The following is a 15866-nucleotide window of genomic DNA, read 5'->3' as shown; positions in this document are numbered from 1 at the left end:
ATGGCGATCCGGGGACTTCTATGGCTGGCGTTGCTGTTCGTCGTCGCGGTGGTGCTGGCGGTGGTCGGGCGCTTCGACATGGGGCAGGTGCTGCTGATCTATCCGCCGTACCGCGTCGATATATCGTTGAATCTGTTCGTGGTCGGGCTGGTGGTGTTGTTCATCCTGATCTATGCGCTGCTGCGCATCTTCCGCAATATCTGGCGCATGCCGCAGCGTGTGGCCGCTTATCGCGCGCGCTCGCGTGTTGCGAAGGCGCATGCGGCGTTGCGCGATGCGATCGGCAATCTGTACGCCGGGCGTTTTTCGCGTGCTGAGAAAGCCGCCAAGGATGCGCTCGCGAATGGCGATAACAAGGGCGCGGCCGGTTTGATCGCGGCCACCGCGGCGCATCGCATGCATGAATATGCGCGGCGCGACGAGTGGCTCGCGCAGATCGACGAGGCCGACTGGCAGGATGCACGCTTGATGGCCACCGCCGACATGCGCTCCGACGGCCGTGACGCGGACGGCGCATTGACCGCGCTCACGCAAATGCAGTCACAAGGCGGGCGGCGCATCCACGCGCAGCAGATCATGTTGCGCGCGCAGCAGCAACTGAAGAACTGGGGCGAAGTGCTCAAGCTCGTCAAGACGCTGGAAAAGCGTGAGGCGATTCATCCGGCGGTGGCGGTGCGTCTGCGCCAGCTCGCGGCGGAAAACCTGCTGCGTGACCGGCGTCACAATGCCGATGCGCTGCTGGAGTTGTGGAATTCGTTGTCGGCTACCGAGCGTCATTCGCCGCGTCTCGCGGATCTTGCTGCGGAGTTGCTGGTGGCGCTGAATCGTCCGCAGGAAGCGCGCAAGATCGTCGAGGAAGCGCTCGCGCAGAACTGGGATGCGCGCTTGTTGCGTCGTTATCCGGATACGGCTGGCGGCGACGCGTTGCCGCTGATTCAGAAGGCCGAAGCGTGGCAGAAGGATCGTCCGGAAGATGCGGACTTGATGTTCGCGCTGGGGCGCTTGTGTCTGCATCAGCAGTTGTGGGGTAAGGCGCAGTCGTTCCTTGAGCGCGCGCTGAAGCTCGCGGATAACGAGACGCTGAAGATTCGCTCGCATCGTGCGTTGGCGCGTTTGCACGAGCAACTCGGCGATGCGGACAAGGCGAGCCAGCATTATCGTGAAAGTGCGCTGGCGATGAATATTGTTTGAGGTTTTTTGAGCGGCGCGTCTCTCCTTGGCGCGTGGCTTTGAAAGCGTGAAATGGCGGGTTGATGAATGAAAATGGCCGCAGCGGATGCTGCGGCCATTTTCATTGATGCTCAGCCGCCCTTGTCCTGGCCGACTCACGCGATACTAACTCTTACTCGAAAACAAATCGGCCACAACGGATCGCAGCCAGCGATTGCCCGCCTCGTGATGGTACTTCGCGTGCCAATGCTGCCGCACCGCGAATTTATCGACCGGGAATGGACAGGAATGGACTGCGAGGGCGTTCACTCTCGCCAGCGTTTCCCCGATGTTCCGCGGCAACGTGGCAATAAGATCCGTCGACTTTATGATCGACCCCAACCCGAGCATGCCCGGAAGTTCGAGCACCACATCGCGTTCTATGTTCTCGCGCAACAGCGCCTGCTCCAGCAATTGCGCGCCTGTGCCAGCGGCGATGATCACGTGTCCCTCGCTGCAGTAGTGCTTCATGCTCAGTCTCGAGCGCACGCGCGGGTGATTCGGATTGGCGAGGCACACCCAGTCCTGCATATAAAGCTGTTGCTGATACATCCCGCTGCCAAGCCACGGTACATGCCCGATCGCCAGATCGGCCTCGCCGGATTCCAGCGCGCGCTCCGTATTTCCATCGATTCTCGCCGCTTCCAGCCGAATGCCCGGGGCATGCGCGCGCACGTGCGCCAGCATGCGCGGAAGCAGGGTGATGTGACTCGCATCGGTCATGCAAATGCGAAAGCGGCGCTTTGCCGTTGTCGGATCGAATGAGATTTCCCACGCGGAAAATCGGCGAAGCGACTCCAGGATCTCCCTGCACGGTCCGATCAGCGCGTCCGCCTGAGGCGTCGGAGTCATGCCGCCTGGCGTCCGGACAAACAGTGGGTCCTGCAGATGTTCGCGCAGACGCCCCAGCCAGATACTGACCGTGGGCTGACTCTGTCCGAGTTGATCCGCGGCCCGCGTGACGCTGCGCACGTCGTACAGCAGATCGAATAGCTGGAGCAGCTTGAGATCGGGTAGCTCGGATGTGCTCATAGCAGTATTGTCCAACGCAATGCCGTCATTGTATCCATTGCATTGCGCCGGCGGATGCATCCCCGTATCTTGATTTTGTTCACGAATGCGCGCCGTCGCGTGCGACCGGCCACATTCCAGCCGCCAGAGAAGCAGCCGACGATGCTGCTCCAGTCAACTCAGAATCAGGGGACGTTCATGGACAAAGGAATGCTGCGGCAAGGCGGCGCAATAGACGGGCGCCAGGATGAAAGAGCGCGCAAACAGGCACGCAAAGCGAGAGCAAGCGGCTGGATAGGGTCCGCGCTCGAGTACTATGACTTCTTTATTTACGCGCAAGCCGCGGCGTTGATTTTTCCTCAGATCTTCTTTCCCAAAGGCGATCCAAAAATCGCGATCGTGGCCTCGCTGGCGACGTATGGCGTGGGCTATGTGGCGCGGCCCATCGGCGCGTTCGTGCTCGGACATTGGGGCGACACCCACGGGCGCAAGACCGTGCTCCTGATTTGCATGTTCCTGATGGGCTTTTCCACGATGGCCGTCGGCTTGTTGCCCACGTATCAATCGGTCGGCATGCTGGCGCCGGCGCTGCTGGTGATTTTGCGCCTGGTTCAAGGCTTTGCCGTCGCGGGCGAGATCTCAGGCGCCAGTTCGATGATCATGGAACAGGCTCCGTTTGGCCGGCGCGGCTACTTCGCGAGCTTCACGTTGCAAGGTGTGCAAGCCGGTCAGATTCTGGCCGCCGCCGTCTTCCTGCCGCTTGCGTACTACATGCCGGAAGATGCCTTCGTCGCATGGGGCTGGCGCATTCCGTTCCTGCTCAGCGCGATCGTCCTGATTGCCGGCTTCATCATTCGACGTGAAGTCGACGAGACGGCCGCGTTCGCCAAGGAAGACGCGAGCGGCCGGGTCGCGCGCGCGCCGATCCTCGAAGCGTTCAAGTACAGCTGGCCTGACATGTTTCGCGTCCTGTGCATGGCGTTCATGAACGTGATACCGGTCGTCACCACGATCTTCGGCGCTGCGTACGCGGTGCAGCCCTCCTATGGCATCAACTTCCATGCGAGCGTGTATTTGTGGATTCCGGTGGTCGGCAACATCGTGGCGGTGCTCGTCATTCCGTATGTCGGCAATCTCTCGGACCGTATCGGACGGCGGACGCCGATGATCTTCGGCGCGCTCTCTTCTGGTCTTCTTTCGTACGCGTATCTGTATGCGATCAGCGTTCACAACCTGCCGGTCGCTTTCGTGATGTCGATAATGATGTGGGGCGTGGTGTACCAAGGCTATAACGCGGTCTTCCCCGGTTACTATCCGGAATTGTTCCCGACGCGCTTTCGTGTCTCCGCCATGGCGATCGCTCAAAACATTGGGACGACCATTACCGCGCTGCTTCCCGCGCTGTTCGCGGCTGTCGCGCCGCCGGGATCGCACAATGTGCCGCTAATGATCGGCTCGATCACGCTGGGCGCCACGATTATCTCGGCGCTGGCCGCATGGAGCGCGCGCGAGACGTACCGCGTGCGTCTCAACGACCTTGGGATGAAAGACGCCGCGCCAATGCCTAAAGAACAATACGACGAGCTTCGCGAGGAAGCATTGGGCGAAGCAAAACTCGCGAAAGCGGCCATGCAGACGCGTTGATTCGAAATGAACGGGCGCATCTGCGATGTGCCCGTTCTTGCCCTGTCGATATCCGCTGGACTCCTGCGCCGCGCATGGGCCGACGCATGAAATGTCAGCCGGCGGCCGACACCGCTGCGCGCAGTCCAAGCGAATAGCTTTCGATACCGAAGCCGCAGATCTGCCCCTTCACGATTTCGGCGAACACCGAATGATGGCGGAAGGCTTCCCGCGCGTGGATGTTCGACATATGAATCTCGACGATGGGCACCGTCAGTATGGCGAGCGCGTCGCGGATGCCATAGCTATAGTGCGTCCACGCGCCGGCATTGATGAGCACGCCATCCACATTATCGACGAAGGCTTGATGGATTCGCGAACACATGTCGCTTTCGCTGTTGGTCTGATAGCTCTCGACCGTGACGCCAAGCTCCTTGGCTAGCGCCTGGAGCTGAGCATCGATGTCGGCGAGCGTGGCCGTGCCGTATTGAGCGGGATCACGCTTGCCGAACATGTTGTGGTTGATGCCGTGCAGCATGAGGAAGGATTTCATCAGTTATCCGTATGCAGGTCTAGAGTGACGTTGTCTCGACGACCGCGCCGTTTTTCGCGGCTTTGCCGATGACGACCGCGAACTTGTAAGCCCCGGCCGAGCCGACGACCGCGAGCTTGTAAGCCCCGGCCGAGCCGCGACAACAGAATGCCGTCGCAAAAGCCTCGGCGAAATAGGCGGGCTGTCGTCAATCGAGCGGAACGGTGAGTCGGTCGATGATCGCGCGCGTGCACGGACGCGCGCCCCGCCACCATGCGAATGCTTCGGCGGCCTGTTCGACCAGCATGCCGACGCCGTCGGCGATACCTTGCGCACCCGCGTCGCGCGCGAGCCGCAGGAACGGCGTGAGGCCTTTGCCGTACGCGAGTTCATAGGCGGTGCTGCCCGCGCTGAAGACGCTTGGCGGAACGGGCGGCAGTTGCCCAGTCAGGCTGGCAGACGTTGCGTTGACAACGAGGTCGAACTGTTCCATCGATTCGAGCTCCGCGTAGCCGCACGCGGTGAGCGTTGCGTCCGCCGCGACCTGTTCGACTAGCGCCTGCGCTTTCTCCACATGCCGGTTAGCGATGACGAGTCGCGCGGGCCGCGCCGCAATGAAGGGGAGCAACGCGCCGCGCACCGCACCGCCCGCGCCCAGCACGAGCACGCGCTTGCCCGCAATCGGCTGATGCAGGTTGATTTCGATGTCGCGCACAAGGCCCACGCCGTCGAAGTTCTCCGCCACGATGCGGCCGTTCTCGAACTTCATCGCATTGACGGCGCCCGCGAGCGTAGCCCTTTCGCTGCGCTCGTCCGCTATGGCGAACGCCTGCAGCTTGAACGGCGCAGTGACGTTCATGCCCTTGCCGCCCGCGGCGATGAAGGTTCTCACCGTCTCTTCGAAGGCGTTGGCCGGTTCCAGCGGCGCTTCGATGGCGCCATACGTCATGTCCTGTCCGGTCTCCTCTGCGAAAAGACCATGGATCAGGGGCGATTTCGTATGCCCGATCGGATTGCCGATTACCGCGTATCGATCGCTCATCACGCCCCCGGTTTCGAAAACAGCACGCCATCGGTCTGCATCGCGTCGATTTCCGCTGCGCTAAAGCCCAGCGATTGCGCGACCTCCGCGTTGTGCTGACCGAGATCGGGGCCGACCTCGTGGATGGACGTGTCGCAGTCGGAGAAGCGGAACGGCAGGTTCTGAAGCCGCAGTTTTCCGAGGCGCGGATGCTCCTGCTCGATCACCATGCCGCGCGCGACGATCTGGGGATCGGCGACGACCTCGTCGATGCGCTGAACCTTCGCGCTCGGGACATCGACGCTGTCGAGCAGCGCCAGCACTTCCGCAACCGAGCGCGCGGCTACCCACGCTTTCACGACCGTGAGAATCTCCTCGCGATTGGCGTTGCGGCCGTTCAGGCTATGAAACCGCGCATCGGCGCCAAACCCGGCCGGACCGCCGTGCTGCTCGACGACCGTTGCGAATCGCTTCCAGGAATCATCCACCTGGGCGGCGATGACGAGATCGCCGTCGGCCGCGCGAAACACGCCGTACAACGTCGATGTCGGCATGTCGTGGCCGGTTTGCTCCGGCACCACGCCTTGCATCGTGTAGCACTGGACCGCATATTCATGCATGGAGAAGAGTGTGTCATACAGCGCCATGTCGATATGCTGACCGCGTCCGCTCTTCACGCGGCCGAGCAGCGCGGCGTTGATGGCGGCGACCGCGTGAATGCCGGTGTACATGTCGCCGAGCGAAATGCGCATGAGCGGCGGCGGCTCGCCGGGATTGCCGATCATCTGCATGATGCCGCTCTTCGCCTCCGCGATGAGACCAAAGCCCGCGCGATGCGCGTCCGGTCCGGTGTGTCCATAAGCCGAGATCGAGCAGTAGACGAGGCCCGGATTGCGCCCGGACAACGCGGCATAACCGAGGCCGAGCTTATCCAGCGCACCCGGCCGATAGTTCTCGATGAACACATCCGCTGAATCGCACAGACGCTCCATGAACGCCTTGCCGCGTGGATCTTTCATGTTGACGCTGACGCCGCGCTTGCCCATGTTGAGCTGCAGGAAATAGGCGCTTTGCTGATCGTCGAGAATCGTGGCGTGCTGACGGCCGGCATCGCCGCTGCCGGGACGCTCGACCTTGATGACTTCCGCGCCGAGTGCCGCGAGGCAGCGTCCGACATAAGGGCCAGCAAGAAAGTGGCTGTAATCGACGACGCGAATACCTTCGAGGGGACGGGCTTGCATCAGTTCGCTCCCGGACGGCGCGGGATCATCAGTCGATGCTCGCCACGTTGAACGACTTCGCCGTTCTGATTGATCAACTCGGAGGGCAACACGACGATGCCCCAATCCGGCTTGCTCTTGCTCGCACGCATGGAGCCGACGCGGAACTTGACGTGCAGCACGTCGTTGACCTTGATCGGCAGGAGAAAGTCCCAGGTCCAGCCGAGCGACATGCCAGGCAGAAAGCGGTAAGCGCTCTGCGTCTTCAGACCATCGGCGATCGACAAGCCAAACAAACCGTGCGCGACGATGCAGCCGAAATGGCTCGCGTTCGCGTATTCCTCATCGACGTGGACAGGCGTGTGATCGCCCGTCAGATCCGCGTACGCGAGGATGCGTTCTTTCGTGACGGTATAGGGGGGGCTTACGCACTCGTCGCCTTCGCGCGCATCGTCCCAGTATTTTTCAGTGATGTTGATGGTGCTCATGCTCACGCCTCCGCACGTGGGTTAATCGCCAGCGCCTGCGTGACGCATAGGGCAGGTTTAGCCTGAATGAGCTCGACGGCGAGGCCATCGGGCAGACGCATCCAGTTGCGACCCTGCGGCATTTCGGTAACGCCGAACGCTTGCGCGGCGGCTAGTGCGGCCTCCAGGTCCTCACACATCACGCCGAGATGCGCGAGGCGGCCTTCGGGGCCTTCATGCTGCGGCGCGCTGACCAGCTGCAGACCGCCCAGCGTCCAGTATTGACGCGGCTCTTCGCGCGTGCCGTCGACTTCTCGCATCGTCATGCCGAGCACGTGTTCGAAGAAGCGGATATGCCAGTGGATGTCCTTCACCCTGATGGCGACGTGCTCCAGATAGGCTTTCGGTGCGCTCATGCTGCGGCTCCTTCGTTCTGGCGGTCCGTCATGGCGCGTTCGATACCCTTGATGCAGGCGACGAGCGTCGAATTCACCGGCGTCGGCACGCCAAGGCGTTCGCCCCAGCGCACAACCGCGCCGTTGATGAAGTCGATTTCGGTAATCGAGGACTTCTCGAGGCTTTGCAGCATCGAAGTTTTGAATGCGGGCGAAAGGCCTTCGGCGGCCATATTCCAGGCGTGTTCGGCATTGGAAATGGAAAGCGCAACGCCGGCGGCTTTAGCGGCAGCCATCGCTTCTTCGATCGCCGCGAGCGACGTCGCTTTCAGAATGGGCTCGTCGTAGAGCTGCCCGTAGGTGAGACGCGTGATGCCCGTGATCGCGCCCGTCGCGACGTTTATGAGCAGCTTGTCCCACATCGTGCCGAGAATGTTGTCGCTGACCGTGGTGGTCAGGCCGGCGCGGTTGAATGCATCCGCGATCGCTTGCGCGGGAGGCGTGATGCGGCCGTCGAGTTCGCCGATGATCGTGAGCTTGCCCGTTACGCCGGACTGGATATGGCCCGGCGCACGCAACACGCCGCCGACATACGTCTTGCCGGCGAGCACGCGCTCACGTCCGACGATTTCGCTCAGGACGTCTTCGTGACCGAGGCCGTTCTGCAGCGACAGCACGAGCGTTTCGGGACCGACGAGATCGAGCGCGCCGCGCATTGCCTGATCGGTATGGAAGGACTTGACCAGCACGATCACGAGGTCGACGGGGCCGACTTCTGCCGGATTCATCGTGGCGCGAACCTTGACGCGCCGCGTGCCGCGCTCGTCGTCGACCTGGAGGCCGTCGCGGGACATCGCTTCGACATGTGCGGCGAACCGGTCGACGAGCCATGTCTCATGGCCGCCTTCGGTCAGCGCGGCGCCGATGGCGCAGCCTAGCGCGCCGGCGCCCAGAAATGCGATTTTCATATGCGTCTCCTTGAATGGAAACGAAGATACGGCTCCGCAGTACATGTTGGCAATGCAATGGGTTTAATAGCGGCATTGCATTTCGCAATATCGTGCGGAGTCCGGAGCCTGACATCGCCGGACTGAACATTGAGCTTTTGGGGTTAGGGATCGGTGAAAATCAGAGCTGTTTCGAGTCCTCGCCCGTGCGCTGCGCTGCCTGTCGGCGTGTCCGGTAGCGGCACGCGTTAAGCCCTGCGTTACGCACGGATTGCACGAGCGCATTGAATGGCGCCAATGCGGCAACCATGTCCGATGGGTGATCTGTGTCGAGGGAACGGTCGGCGCCATGTGCGGCGGCCTTTTGCGGCACGCATGGCGAAAAGTCGAGAGCCGGGCTCTGAGCGACCCGGGATGGGCAGGCGGCCGACACGCGTTAACAGCCTATTCAGCAGTGGATTGGTTGCTCCTTCGTACACCAAGGCAAAGCCTCAGCGGTCAATCACCGCCAAGGCCCGAAACTCAATCCCTCACTTATTCACCATCTTCGCCGGCACACTGATCGCCAGCAAACCGCCGAGCACCATGAACGCCGCCAGCATATACATGCCCGAGTCGTTCGCCGCCGTAGCCTGCTTGAGCCACCCCACCGCATACGGGCTCAAAAACCCAGCCAGATTCCCAATCGAATTGATCATGGCGATGCCGGCAGCCGCTCCCGTCCCCGCCAGAATCGCCGTAGGCAAACTCCAGAACAGCGGCAAGGTAGTAAGAATGCCCATCGTCGCAAGCGTCAGCGACGCCATGGCCAGCACGGTGTTATGCGCCCAAACCACGGAAAGCACCAGCCCGATCGCCCCCGCAAACGCAGGCAGCGCAATATGCCAGCGCCGCTCGCGCTTACGGTCGGCGCTACGCGACACGAACACCATCGCAACCACAGCACCCGCGAACGGAATCGCCGAAAGCAATCCGATCATGAACGCATCCGTCACACCGGTCGCCTTAATGATGGTAGGCAACCAGAAGCTCACGCCGTACAAGCCCATCACAAACGAAAAGTACGTAAGACTGAGCATCAACACACGCCCACTCGTGAACACCTGGCGAATCGGCATGTCATGTTTGGTCGCTTCTTCCGCGGAAACATGCCGCTCAAGCAACTGCTGCTCTTCCTTGGTCAGCCACTTCGCCTTCGAAATCCGATCGTCCAGCATGGCAAACACCATGATCCCGACGATCACCGAAGGAATCCCTTCGAGCAGAAACAGCCACTGCCAGCCATGCCAGCCGTTCAGGCCGTTAAAGGTCTTCAGGATATAACCCGACACCGGCCCGCCGATCACACCCGACAACGCGATTGCCGTCATGAACCACGTTGTCATGCGGCCGCGCCTATGCGCCGGATACCAGTAGGTGAGATACAGAATGATGCCTGGGAAGAACCCCGCCTCAGCAAGACCAAGCAAAAACCGCATCACATAGAACATGGTCGGCGTAGTAACGAACATGGTCAGCATGGAGATTACGCCCCACGACACCATGATCCGCGCAATCCACACTCGCGCGCCGACCTTATGCAAAATCACGTTGCTCGGAATCTCGAAGATGAAATAGCCGACAAAGAAAATCCCGGCGCCGAAACCGTACACCGCATCGCTCAGCCCGAGGTCGCTGGTCATTTGCAGCTTGGCGAAGCCGACGTTGACGCGATCCAGATACGCGACCACGTAACAGAGCATGAGAAGCGGCGCGAGCCGCCAACTGACCTTGCGGTAGGTGGCCTCTTCGAAAGTGGAAGGCGGCGCACCCGCGCCGGGATGGTGGAGCGGATTTGCGGGACTAGCCATGGTGTCTCCTCTTTTCTTGTGGAATTGAAGTACCGCCGTCGATCGATTCTATCCGCGCTGCGTGCTCTGCATGACGAATGGATACCCGGGGAAAACACTGACTGCGGCGAGGGCCGCTGCACGCGAAACCCTCGCGGGCCAGATGCGGCCCGGCGCTACACGCAGCGCCCGCCGTCCACTTCCAGACACACGCCGGTGATGAACTCCGCCTCGTCCGACGCCAGGTAAAGCGCGGCGTTGGCAATGTCCTGCGGCGTCGAGAAACGCCCCAGCGGAATGCCGGCGAGAAAGCGCTGGCGGTTTTCCGGCGTATCTTCCACGCCCATGAATTCGGACAGCAGCGCCGTTTCTCCGATCACCGGATTCACGCAGTTCACGCGTATCCGGTCCGGACCGAGTTCAACAGCCAGCGACTTGCTCGCGATAATCACCGCGCCTTTGCTGCCGTTGTACCAGACGAGCCCAGGCCGCGGCCGCACACCCGCCGTGGACGCAATATTGATGAAGCAGCCGCCGCCTTGCTCGCGGAAATACGGCACGAATTCCTGCACGCTCCAATAGATGCTTTTCACATTCACCGCATAGACGCGGTCGAATTCGGCTTCCGTCACATCCATCACCGGCTTGTTGCGATGCGTGGTGCCTGCGTTGTTGACGACGATCTGCACGCTGCCGAAGTCTTCGAGCGCGGCTTCGCGCAGCTTTTGCCAGTCTTCGCGTTGAGCGACGTTGCCCGCCACCGCGATCGCCTTGCCGCCGGCCAACGCGATTTCGCTCGCCACGCGCTCGGCGGCGGGGCCGTTCAGATCGTTGACCACGACGTTCGCGCCTTCGCGCGCGTAGGTCTTCGCAATGCCTTCACCGAAACCCGAGCCGCCACCCGTGACGATGGCTGTTTTACCTGTCAACCGCATAATGTCTCCGCTGTTTGTTGTGGATGGTGATGCGTGTGCCTGACTAACCGTGCTTGATTGCGATGGTCTTGAGCACTGTGAAGCCGTACAGCGCCTCGAAGCCCTTTTCGCGTCCGTGCCCGGAATGCTTGACGCCGCCGAACGGCAGTTCGACGCCGCCGCCCGCGCCATAGTTGTTGATGAACACCTGGCCGGAGCGCAAACGTCGGGCGAGCCGCATCTGCCGCGCGCCATCGCGTGTCCAGATGCCGGCGACGAGACCGAACGGCGTGCCGTTGGCGAGCTTCAACGCTTCGTCTTCGTCGCTGAACGACATGGCGGCCAGCACCGGTCCGAACACTTCGTCGCGAGCAAGGCGGTGGCTCGCGGGCACGTCGCGCAACAGCGTGGGCGCTTGATAGAAGCCGCTTTCCGGCGCTTCGGGAATCACCTCGCCGTGCGCCGCCATGGCGATGCCGTCGTGTTGCGCATCCGAAAGGAAATCCCACACGCGCCGCTGCTGTTTCGCGTTGATCAGCGGCCCGCAGTCGAGGTCGGCCTGCGAAGGGCCGACGCGCAACGCGTGAAACGCGCCGCTTAGCCGGTCGAGCAAGGGTTCGTAAATGGCCCTGTCGATCAGCACGCGGCTACCCGCCGAGCAGGTCTGCCCGGCGTTTTGCACGATCGCCGACACCAGCACGGGCAGCGCCGCGTCGAGGTCCGCGTCGGCGAAAACGATTTGCGGCGACTTGCCGCCGAGTTCCAGCGTGACCGGCACGTGATTCTCAGCAGCCATTTGCGTGACGAGCTTGCCGGTATCCGGCGAGCCGGTGAACGAAATGTGATCGATGCCCGGATGACGCGCGAGCGCCGCGCCCGCTTCATGGCCGAAGCCGGTCACTATATTCAGCGCGCCGGCCGGCAAACCCGCTTCAGCAGCCAGTTCGGCGACGCGCAACACGGTCAGGCACGCATCCTCGGCCGGTTTGACGACGCATGCGTTGCCGGCGGCAAGCGCCGCGCCCACGCTGCGCCCGAAAATCTGCATGGGGTAATTCCACGGCACGATATGGCCGGTCACGCCGTGCGGCTCACGGATGGTCAGCACCGTATAGCCGGCCTGGTAGGGCAGCGTTTCGCCGTGCAGCTTGTCCGCCGCGCCGGCGTAAAACTCGAAATAGCGGGCGAGGGCGGCCGAATCGGCGCGCGCCTGCTTGAGCGGCTTGCCGGTGTCGCGCGCTTCGAGTTGAGCGAGTTCTTCCTGGCGCGCGGCGACCAGGATGGACAGCCGGTACAGGATGCGGCCGCGTTCGGCGGCGCTGGCTTGACCCCAAGGGCCTTCGAACGCGCGGCGCGCGGCGTGCACGGCGGCGTCGATATCCGCCGCGGTGCCGCGCGCGAGTTGGGTGAAGGGCTGGCCGTCCGAGGGATCGAGTACGGCGATCGTCTCGCCGCCTGAGGCGGCGGACCATTCGCCGCCGATGAAATGCCGGGCTTCTTCCATGCATGCTCCTTGAGGTGTCACGAGCACCGCGCTGCGGTGACGTGGTGTTCACAAACCAGAGGCACAATCGAGAGACGCCAGACGATTATCGCCCCGATCCAACGAGGGATGCCATCGGCCGATTGGCTATAATGGCGTATTCCGCACTGTCCGGCCGCAGCGCCGCCGCTCGAGGCGAGTTTCACGTTGCATCCCGTTCGAGCGAGCGCGCCGCACGCCGTGTTCCGAATTCCATCCCGACCAGAGAGCGCTTATGAGCTTCAATAACGTCCCCGCAGGCAAAGACCTTCCGCAAGATTTCAACGTCATCATCGAAATCCCGGCGCAAAGCGATCCGGTGAAGTACGAGGCGGATAAGGAAACGGGCCTGCTCCACGTCGATCGTTTCATCAGCACGGGCATGCGCTATCCGGCGAACTACGGCTACATTCCGCAAACGCTGTCGGGTGACGGCGATCCGGTCGACGTTCTGGTGATCACGCCGTTCCCGCTGCTGGCCGGCTCGGTGGTGCGTGCCCGCGCACTCGGCATGCTGCAAATGACCGACGAATCCGGCGTGGACGCGAAGCTGGTCGCCGTCCCGCACGACAAGGTCTGCCCGATGACCGCCAACCTGAAGTCGATTGAGGACGTCCCGGCGTACCTGAAAGACCAGATCAAGCACTTCTTCGAGCAATACAAGGCGCTCGAGAAGGGCAAGTGGGTGAAGGTCGAGGGCTGGGCGGACATCGAAGCCGCGCACAAGGAAATCACCGAAGGCGCCGCGAACTACAAGAAGTAAGCTGCGTCGCACCTGGTGAATAGAAAAAACCGCGCGAGCCTGCAAAGGCCGCGCGGTTTTTTTCATGGCTAGTCGAAACACGTGGCCGGCGCGCGCCGCGTAGGCCTGAATTACTGGCACATAGACGCAGTGCATCGACGGGATGAACCGAAGCCATTTTTATATCTACGTGTAAACCCGTATTATTGGCCGCCTGCATGCGCGTGCCTGGCGTCAGCCCTCACGCTGCGCCGACGCGACGTCAATTTGTGTTCCCTGGAGCCCATCTTTCGGATGCTGAATCGCAAGTCCAACCCGTCGTCTTCGTCGCAACGCTGGTCGAACTGGCTGTATGCCGTCGCCAGCGCGATCTACCGCAAGCGGCCGGTATGGATGGTGTCGTTTTCGACCAGCGAAGCCAGCCTCTCCGAAGGCTTGCGAGCGGCCTGTGCGTCCACGGCCATGCTCGCGCTCGGCAACGTGCTGCACGAACCGTTATTCGCGTGGGCGGCAATCGGCGCGTTCTGGACCTGCCTCGCCGATGCGGGCGGCTCGAACCGCGCCCGCTTTGCTTCGATGATGGGCTTCGCGGTGCTGTCCACGCTGTGCGGCGGCCTGACGGCTTACGCTTCCGGAGCGGGGGCCGTGTTCGCCGCGCTCGCGGTGCTGGTGTTCACGACACTCGGCGCGTTCGGCAGGATCTGGGGCGCGGCCACGTCACAGGTGACGATTCTCGCGGCCACCGCATGCGTCGTGATGGTCGACCGGCCGATGCATGGCGTTCGACAAGGCATGGCGTTTCTCGGCATCTATCTGGCCGGATGTCTGTTTGCCGTGGCGCTCAGTCTGACGGTCTGGCGCATCCATCCGTTCGGCACGAGCCGCTCGTCGCTGCGCGCGGTGTACCTGCGTCTCGCCGATCTCGCGGTGGACAGTGCGCGGCTGCTCGAACGGCGCGCGGCACGCGGCGAGTGGGCCACGCACGCCGCGAAATTTCGCGCTGATGCGCGCGCCGCGCTGGAGCGCTCGCGCAAAGTGCTGGCGCGCGTACCCGCGTCGAGAACGGGCGGCCGCGAAACCTACGACACGCTGCTCGGCTTGCTGACCGACAGCGAAGCGTTGTTCGCGTATCTGATCGCCGTCTCCGGCGCATGTGAACGAGTCCCGGACCAGGCATGGCGCGCGCAACGCGCGGCCCGGCTGCTGACGGTCATGGGCGACGTGCTGCGCGGCATCGGCGCGGCCGCCAACGATGCACGGTGGGCGCGTCTCGCCGATTTGCAACTGCGCTTGCGGCGTTTTGCGCGGCGGCTCGAAACCGCCTTGATGGAACCGGTGACGCTCAAGTCCGATTTCGAACTGGTCGACTTCGCGCCGGTGCACGCGCAGCCCGAAGGCTGGCGCGACAGCGCCGCGCGGCTTTTCACGCGCATCTGGTCCACCTTCAAGGCCAACCTGTCCGTCGAGTCCGTGGGCTTGCGGCATGCGGCCCGTGTCGGCGTGACGACCACCACCGGCTTTCTCGTGATCCGCGCGCTCGGTCTGCCGTTCGGCTACTGGGCCACCATGGCGACGCTGCTGATCCTGCAACCGTCGATCGCCGCGACCTGGCCGCGCAGTATCGAGCGCGCGGCGGGCAGCATTGTCGGCGGCGTGCTGGCGGCGGCGATCGGTTACGCGATCCATTCGCCGCTCGGCATTTCGCTCGCGGTGTTTCCGCTGGTGATGGCGACCATGGCGCTGCGTCCGGTGAGCTACAGCCTTTTCGTGCTGTTCCTCACGCCGACCTTCGTGCTGGTCGCCGACTTCGCGACGCCGGGCGCCAGCGAGTTCGCGTATGCGCTCACGCGGCTCGGCAACAACGTGCTCGGTTGCGTATTGGCGCTGCTGGCCACGTTCTATCTCTGGCCGACGCGCGAAAAGATCGACTATCGCGCGTATCTGGGCGAGGCGGTGCGCGCCAATCTCGCCTATCTGAGAGCCGCGCTGGAGTCGCCTCGCCGCAGCGAGAAAGAGATGGAGCGCTTGCGACGTGCCGCGGGCCTGGGCAGCAATAACGCAGAGGAAGCCATCGGGCGCATGCGCCTCGAAAAACTCGAGGACACGATGGTCGACACGGTCACGCTGACCGTGTTGAGCCTCTTGCGAAGAATGGCCGGCACCGCGACGCAACTGCGCCTGAGTACAAACCGGCGCGACATGCACGATGAACTCGGCGCGTGGATCGCGACCGTGAGCGCGGACATCGACGCCGCCTTGAGTCGCACCTTGCGGCCGGTGCGCCTTGGGCTCCCCGCGCGAGAAGGGCTCACTTCACTGGAAGCCGATGCGGTGGGCGAGCTTGCGCTGATGCATCGGCTGCTCAATGAGCGGATGCGCGAGGCGAGGGGATAGCGCGCGGCGGCGCGAGGAAGAAGGACGAAGCTGAAGTGCC

Annotated in this window: 14 protein-coding genes; 4 read left to right on the top strand and 10 right to left on the bottom strand. The window is 62.8% G+C overall.

Features of this window, described 5'->3' with window-relative positions; genetic code table 11:
* Window positions 1-1191: a heme biosynthesis protein HemY gene (locus B0G82_RS01320; protein ID WP_121306425.1), complete on the top strand. Its 1191-nt coding sequence runs from the start codon at window positions 1-3 to the stop codon at window positions 1189-1191.
* Between the two features lie 144 nt (window positions 1192-1335).
* On the opposite strand, the gene B0G82_RS01315 is transcribed toward B0G82_RS01320, so the two are convergent.
* Complete coding sequence (locus tag B0G82_RS01315; protein ID WP_116119813.1) at window positions 1336-2241, bottom strand: LysR family transcriptional regulator; 906 nt, start codon at window positions 2239-2241, stop codon at window positions 1336-1338.
* Between the two features lie 189 nt (window positions 2242-2430).
* Between B0G82_RS01315 and B0G82_RS01310 the strand changes: the two genes are divergently transcribed.
* A complete protein-coding gene (locus tag B0G82_RS01310) occupies window positions 2431-3864 on the top strand; it encodes an MFS transporter (RefSeq protein ID WP_121308577.1) in 1434 nt (477 codons plus the stop codon).
* A gap of 94 nt (window positions 3865-3958) precedes the next feature.
* Here B0G82_RS01310 and aroQ read toward each other — a convergent pair whose 3' ends face one another.
* The 9 genes from aroQ to B0G82_RS01265 all read right to left on the bottom strand — a co-directional run bounded on the left by aroQ (window position 3959) and on the right by B0G82_RS01265 (window position 12672).
* Window positions 3959-4396, bottom strand: a complete 438-nt coding sequence (aroQ, locus tag B0G82_RS01305) for a type II 3-dehydroquinate dehydratase (protein WP_121306424.1) — start codon at window positions 4394-4396, stop codon at window positions 3959-3961.
* Between the two features lie 187 nt (window positions 4397-4583).
* Window positions 4584-5417, bottom strand: a complete 834-nt coding sequence (gene aroE, locus B0G82_RS01300) for a shikimate dehydrogenase (RefSeq protein WP_121306423.1) — start codon at window positions 5415-5417, stop codon at window positions 4584-4586.
* Window positions 5417-6637 (bottom strand): CoA transferase, encoded by a 1221-nt coding sequence (locus B0G82_RS01295; RefSeq protein WP_121306422.1) that lies wholly within the window; start codon window positions 6635-6637, stop codon window positions 5417-5419. The genes aroE and B0G82_RS01295 overlap by 1 nt, the downstream gene beginning before the upstream one ends.
* Entirely contained in the window at window positions 6637-7104 is a 468-nt protein-coding gene (locus tag B0G82_RS01290; protein WP_106280009.1) for a MaoC family dehydratase, read from the bottom strand. Before B0G82_RS01290 ends, B0G82_RS01295 begins: the two co-directional genes overlap by 1 nt.
* Window positions 7105-7106: 2 nt before the next feature.
* Window positions 7107-7499, bottom strand: a complete 393-nt coding sequence (locus tag B0G82_RS01285; RefSeq protein WP_121306421.1) for a VOC family protein — start codon at window positions 7497-7499, stop codon at window positions 7107-7109.
* Window positions 7496-8446 (bottom strand): 2-dehydropantoate 2-reductase, encoded by a 951-nt coding sequence (locus tag B0G82_RS01280; RefSeq protein ID WP_121306420.1) that lies wholly within the window; start codon window positions 8444-8446, stop codon window positions 7496-7498. The genes B0G82_RS01285 and B0G82_RS01280 overlap by 4 nt, the downstream gene beginning before the upstream one ends.
* A gap of 509 nt (window positions 8447-8955) precedes the next feature.
* Window positions 8956-10275 (bottom strand): MFS transporter, encoded by a 1320-nt coding sequence (locus B0G82_RS01275; RefSeq protein ID WP_116119279.1) that lies wholly within the window; start codon window positions 10273-10275, stop codon window positions 8956-8958.
* 155 nt (window positions 10276-10430) lie between these two features.
* A complete protein-coding gene (locus B0G82_RS01270) occupies window positions 10431-11189 on the bottom strand; it encodes an SDR family oxidoreductase (protein ID WP_106280016.1) in 759 nt (252 codons plus the stop codon).
* Between the two features lie 43 nt (window positions 11190-11232).
* Window positions 11233-12672 carry an aldehyde dehydrogenase family protein gene (locus tag B0G82_RS01265; RefSeq protein ID WP_121306419.1) on the bottom strand — a complete coding sequence of 480 codons (1440 nt, stop codon included), beginning with the start codon at window positions 12670-12672 and terminating at the stop codon, window positions 11233-11235.
* 253 nt (window positions 12673-12925) lie between these two features.
* Here B0G82_RS01265 and ppa point away from each other — a divergent pair, with 253 nt between their 5' ends.
* Together ppa and B0G82_RS01255 are read left to right on the top strand one after the other, a co-directional pair.
* Complete coding sequence (ppa, locus tag B0G82_RS01260) at window positions 12926-13453, top strand: inorganic diphosphatase (RefSeq protein ID WP_106280020.1); 528 nt, start codon at window positions 12926-12928, stop codon at window positions 13451-13453.
* A 273-nt stretch (window positions 13454-13726) separates the two neighbouring features.
* A complete protein-coding gene (locus tag B0G82_RS01255; RefSeq protein ID WP_121306418.1) occupies window positions 13727-15826 on the top strand; it encodes an FUSC family protein in 2100 nt (699 codons plus the stop codon).
* Window positions 15827-15866: the final 40 nt, after the last annotated feature.

The organism is Paraburkholderia sp. BL17N1, from assembly GCF_003634175.1.
Lineage (GTDB): Bacteria > Pseudomonadota > Gammaproteobacteria > Burkholderiales > Burkholderiaceae > Paraburkholderia.
Note: the sequence above shows the minus strand (reverse complement) of the source record. Positions and strands in the feature narration are given on the sequence as shown.

Bases quoted from the DNA above. Each gene is read 5' to 3' on its own strand.
- B0G82_RS01320 (WP_121306425.1), top strand. From the start codon at position 1: ATGGCGATCCGGGGACTTCTATGGCTGGCGTTGCTGTTCGTCGTCGCG.
- B0G82_RS01315 (WP_116119813.1), bottom strand. From the start codon at position 2,241: ATGAGCACATCCGAGCTACCCGATCTCAAGCTGCTCCAGCTATTCGAT.
- B0G82_RS01310 (WP_121308577.1), top strand. From the start codon at position 2,431: ATGCTGCGGCAAGGCGGCGCAATAGACGGGCGCCAGGATGAAAGAGCG.
- aroQ (WP_121306424.1), bottom strand. From the start codon at position 4,396: ATGAAATCCTTCCTCATGCTGCACGGCATCAACCACAACATGTTCGGC.
- aroE (WP_121306423.1), bottom strand. From the start codon at position 5,417: ATGAGCGATCGATACGCGGTAATCGGCAATCCGATCGGGCATACGAAA.
- B0G82_RS01295 (WP_121306422.1), bottom strand. From the start codon at position 6,637: ATGCAAGCCCGTCCCCTCGAAGGTATTCGCGTCGTCGATTACAGCCAC.
- B0G82_RS01290 (WP_106280009.1), bottom strand. From the start codon at position 7,104: ATGAGCACCATCAACATCACTGAAAAATACTGGGACGATGCGCGCGAA.
- B0G82_RS01285 (WP_121306421.1), bottom strand. From the start codon at position 7,499: ATGAGCGCACCGAAAGCCTATCTGGAGCACGTCGCCATCAGGGTGAAG.
- B0G82_RS01280 (WP_121306420.1), bottom strand. From the start codon at position 8,446: ATGAAAATCGCATTTCTGGGCGCCGGCGCGCTAGGCTGCGCCATCGGC.
- B0G82_RS01275 (WP_116119279.1), bottom strand. From the start codon at position 10,275: ATGGCTAGTCCCGCAAATCCGCTCCACCATCCCGGCGCGGGTGCGCCG.
- B0G82_RS01270 (WP_106280016.1), bottom strand. From the start codon at position 11,189: ATGCGGTTGACAGGTAAAACAGCCATCGTCACGGGTGGCGGCTCGGGT.
- B0G82_RS01265 (WP_121306419.1), bottom strand. From the start codon at position 12,672: ATGGAAGAAGCCCGGCATTTCATCGGCGGCGAATGGTCCGCCGCCTCA.
- ppa (WP_106280020.1), top strand. From the start codon at position 12,926: ATGAGCTTCAATAACGTCCCCGCAGGCAAAGACCTTCCGCAAGATTTC.
- B0G82_RS01255 (WP_121306418.1), top strand. From the start codon at position 13,727: ATGCTGAATCGCAAGTCCAACCCGTCGTCTTCGTCGCAACGCTGGTCG.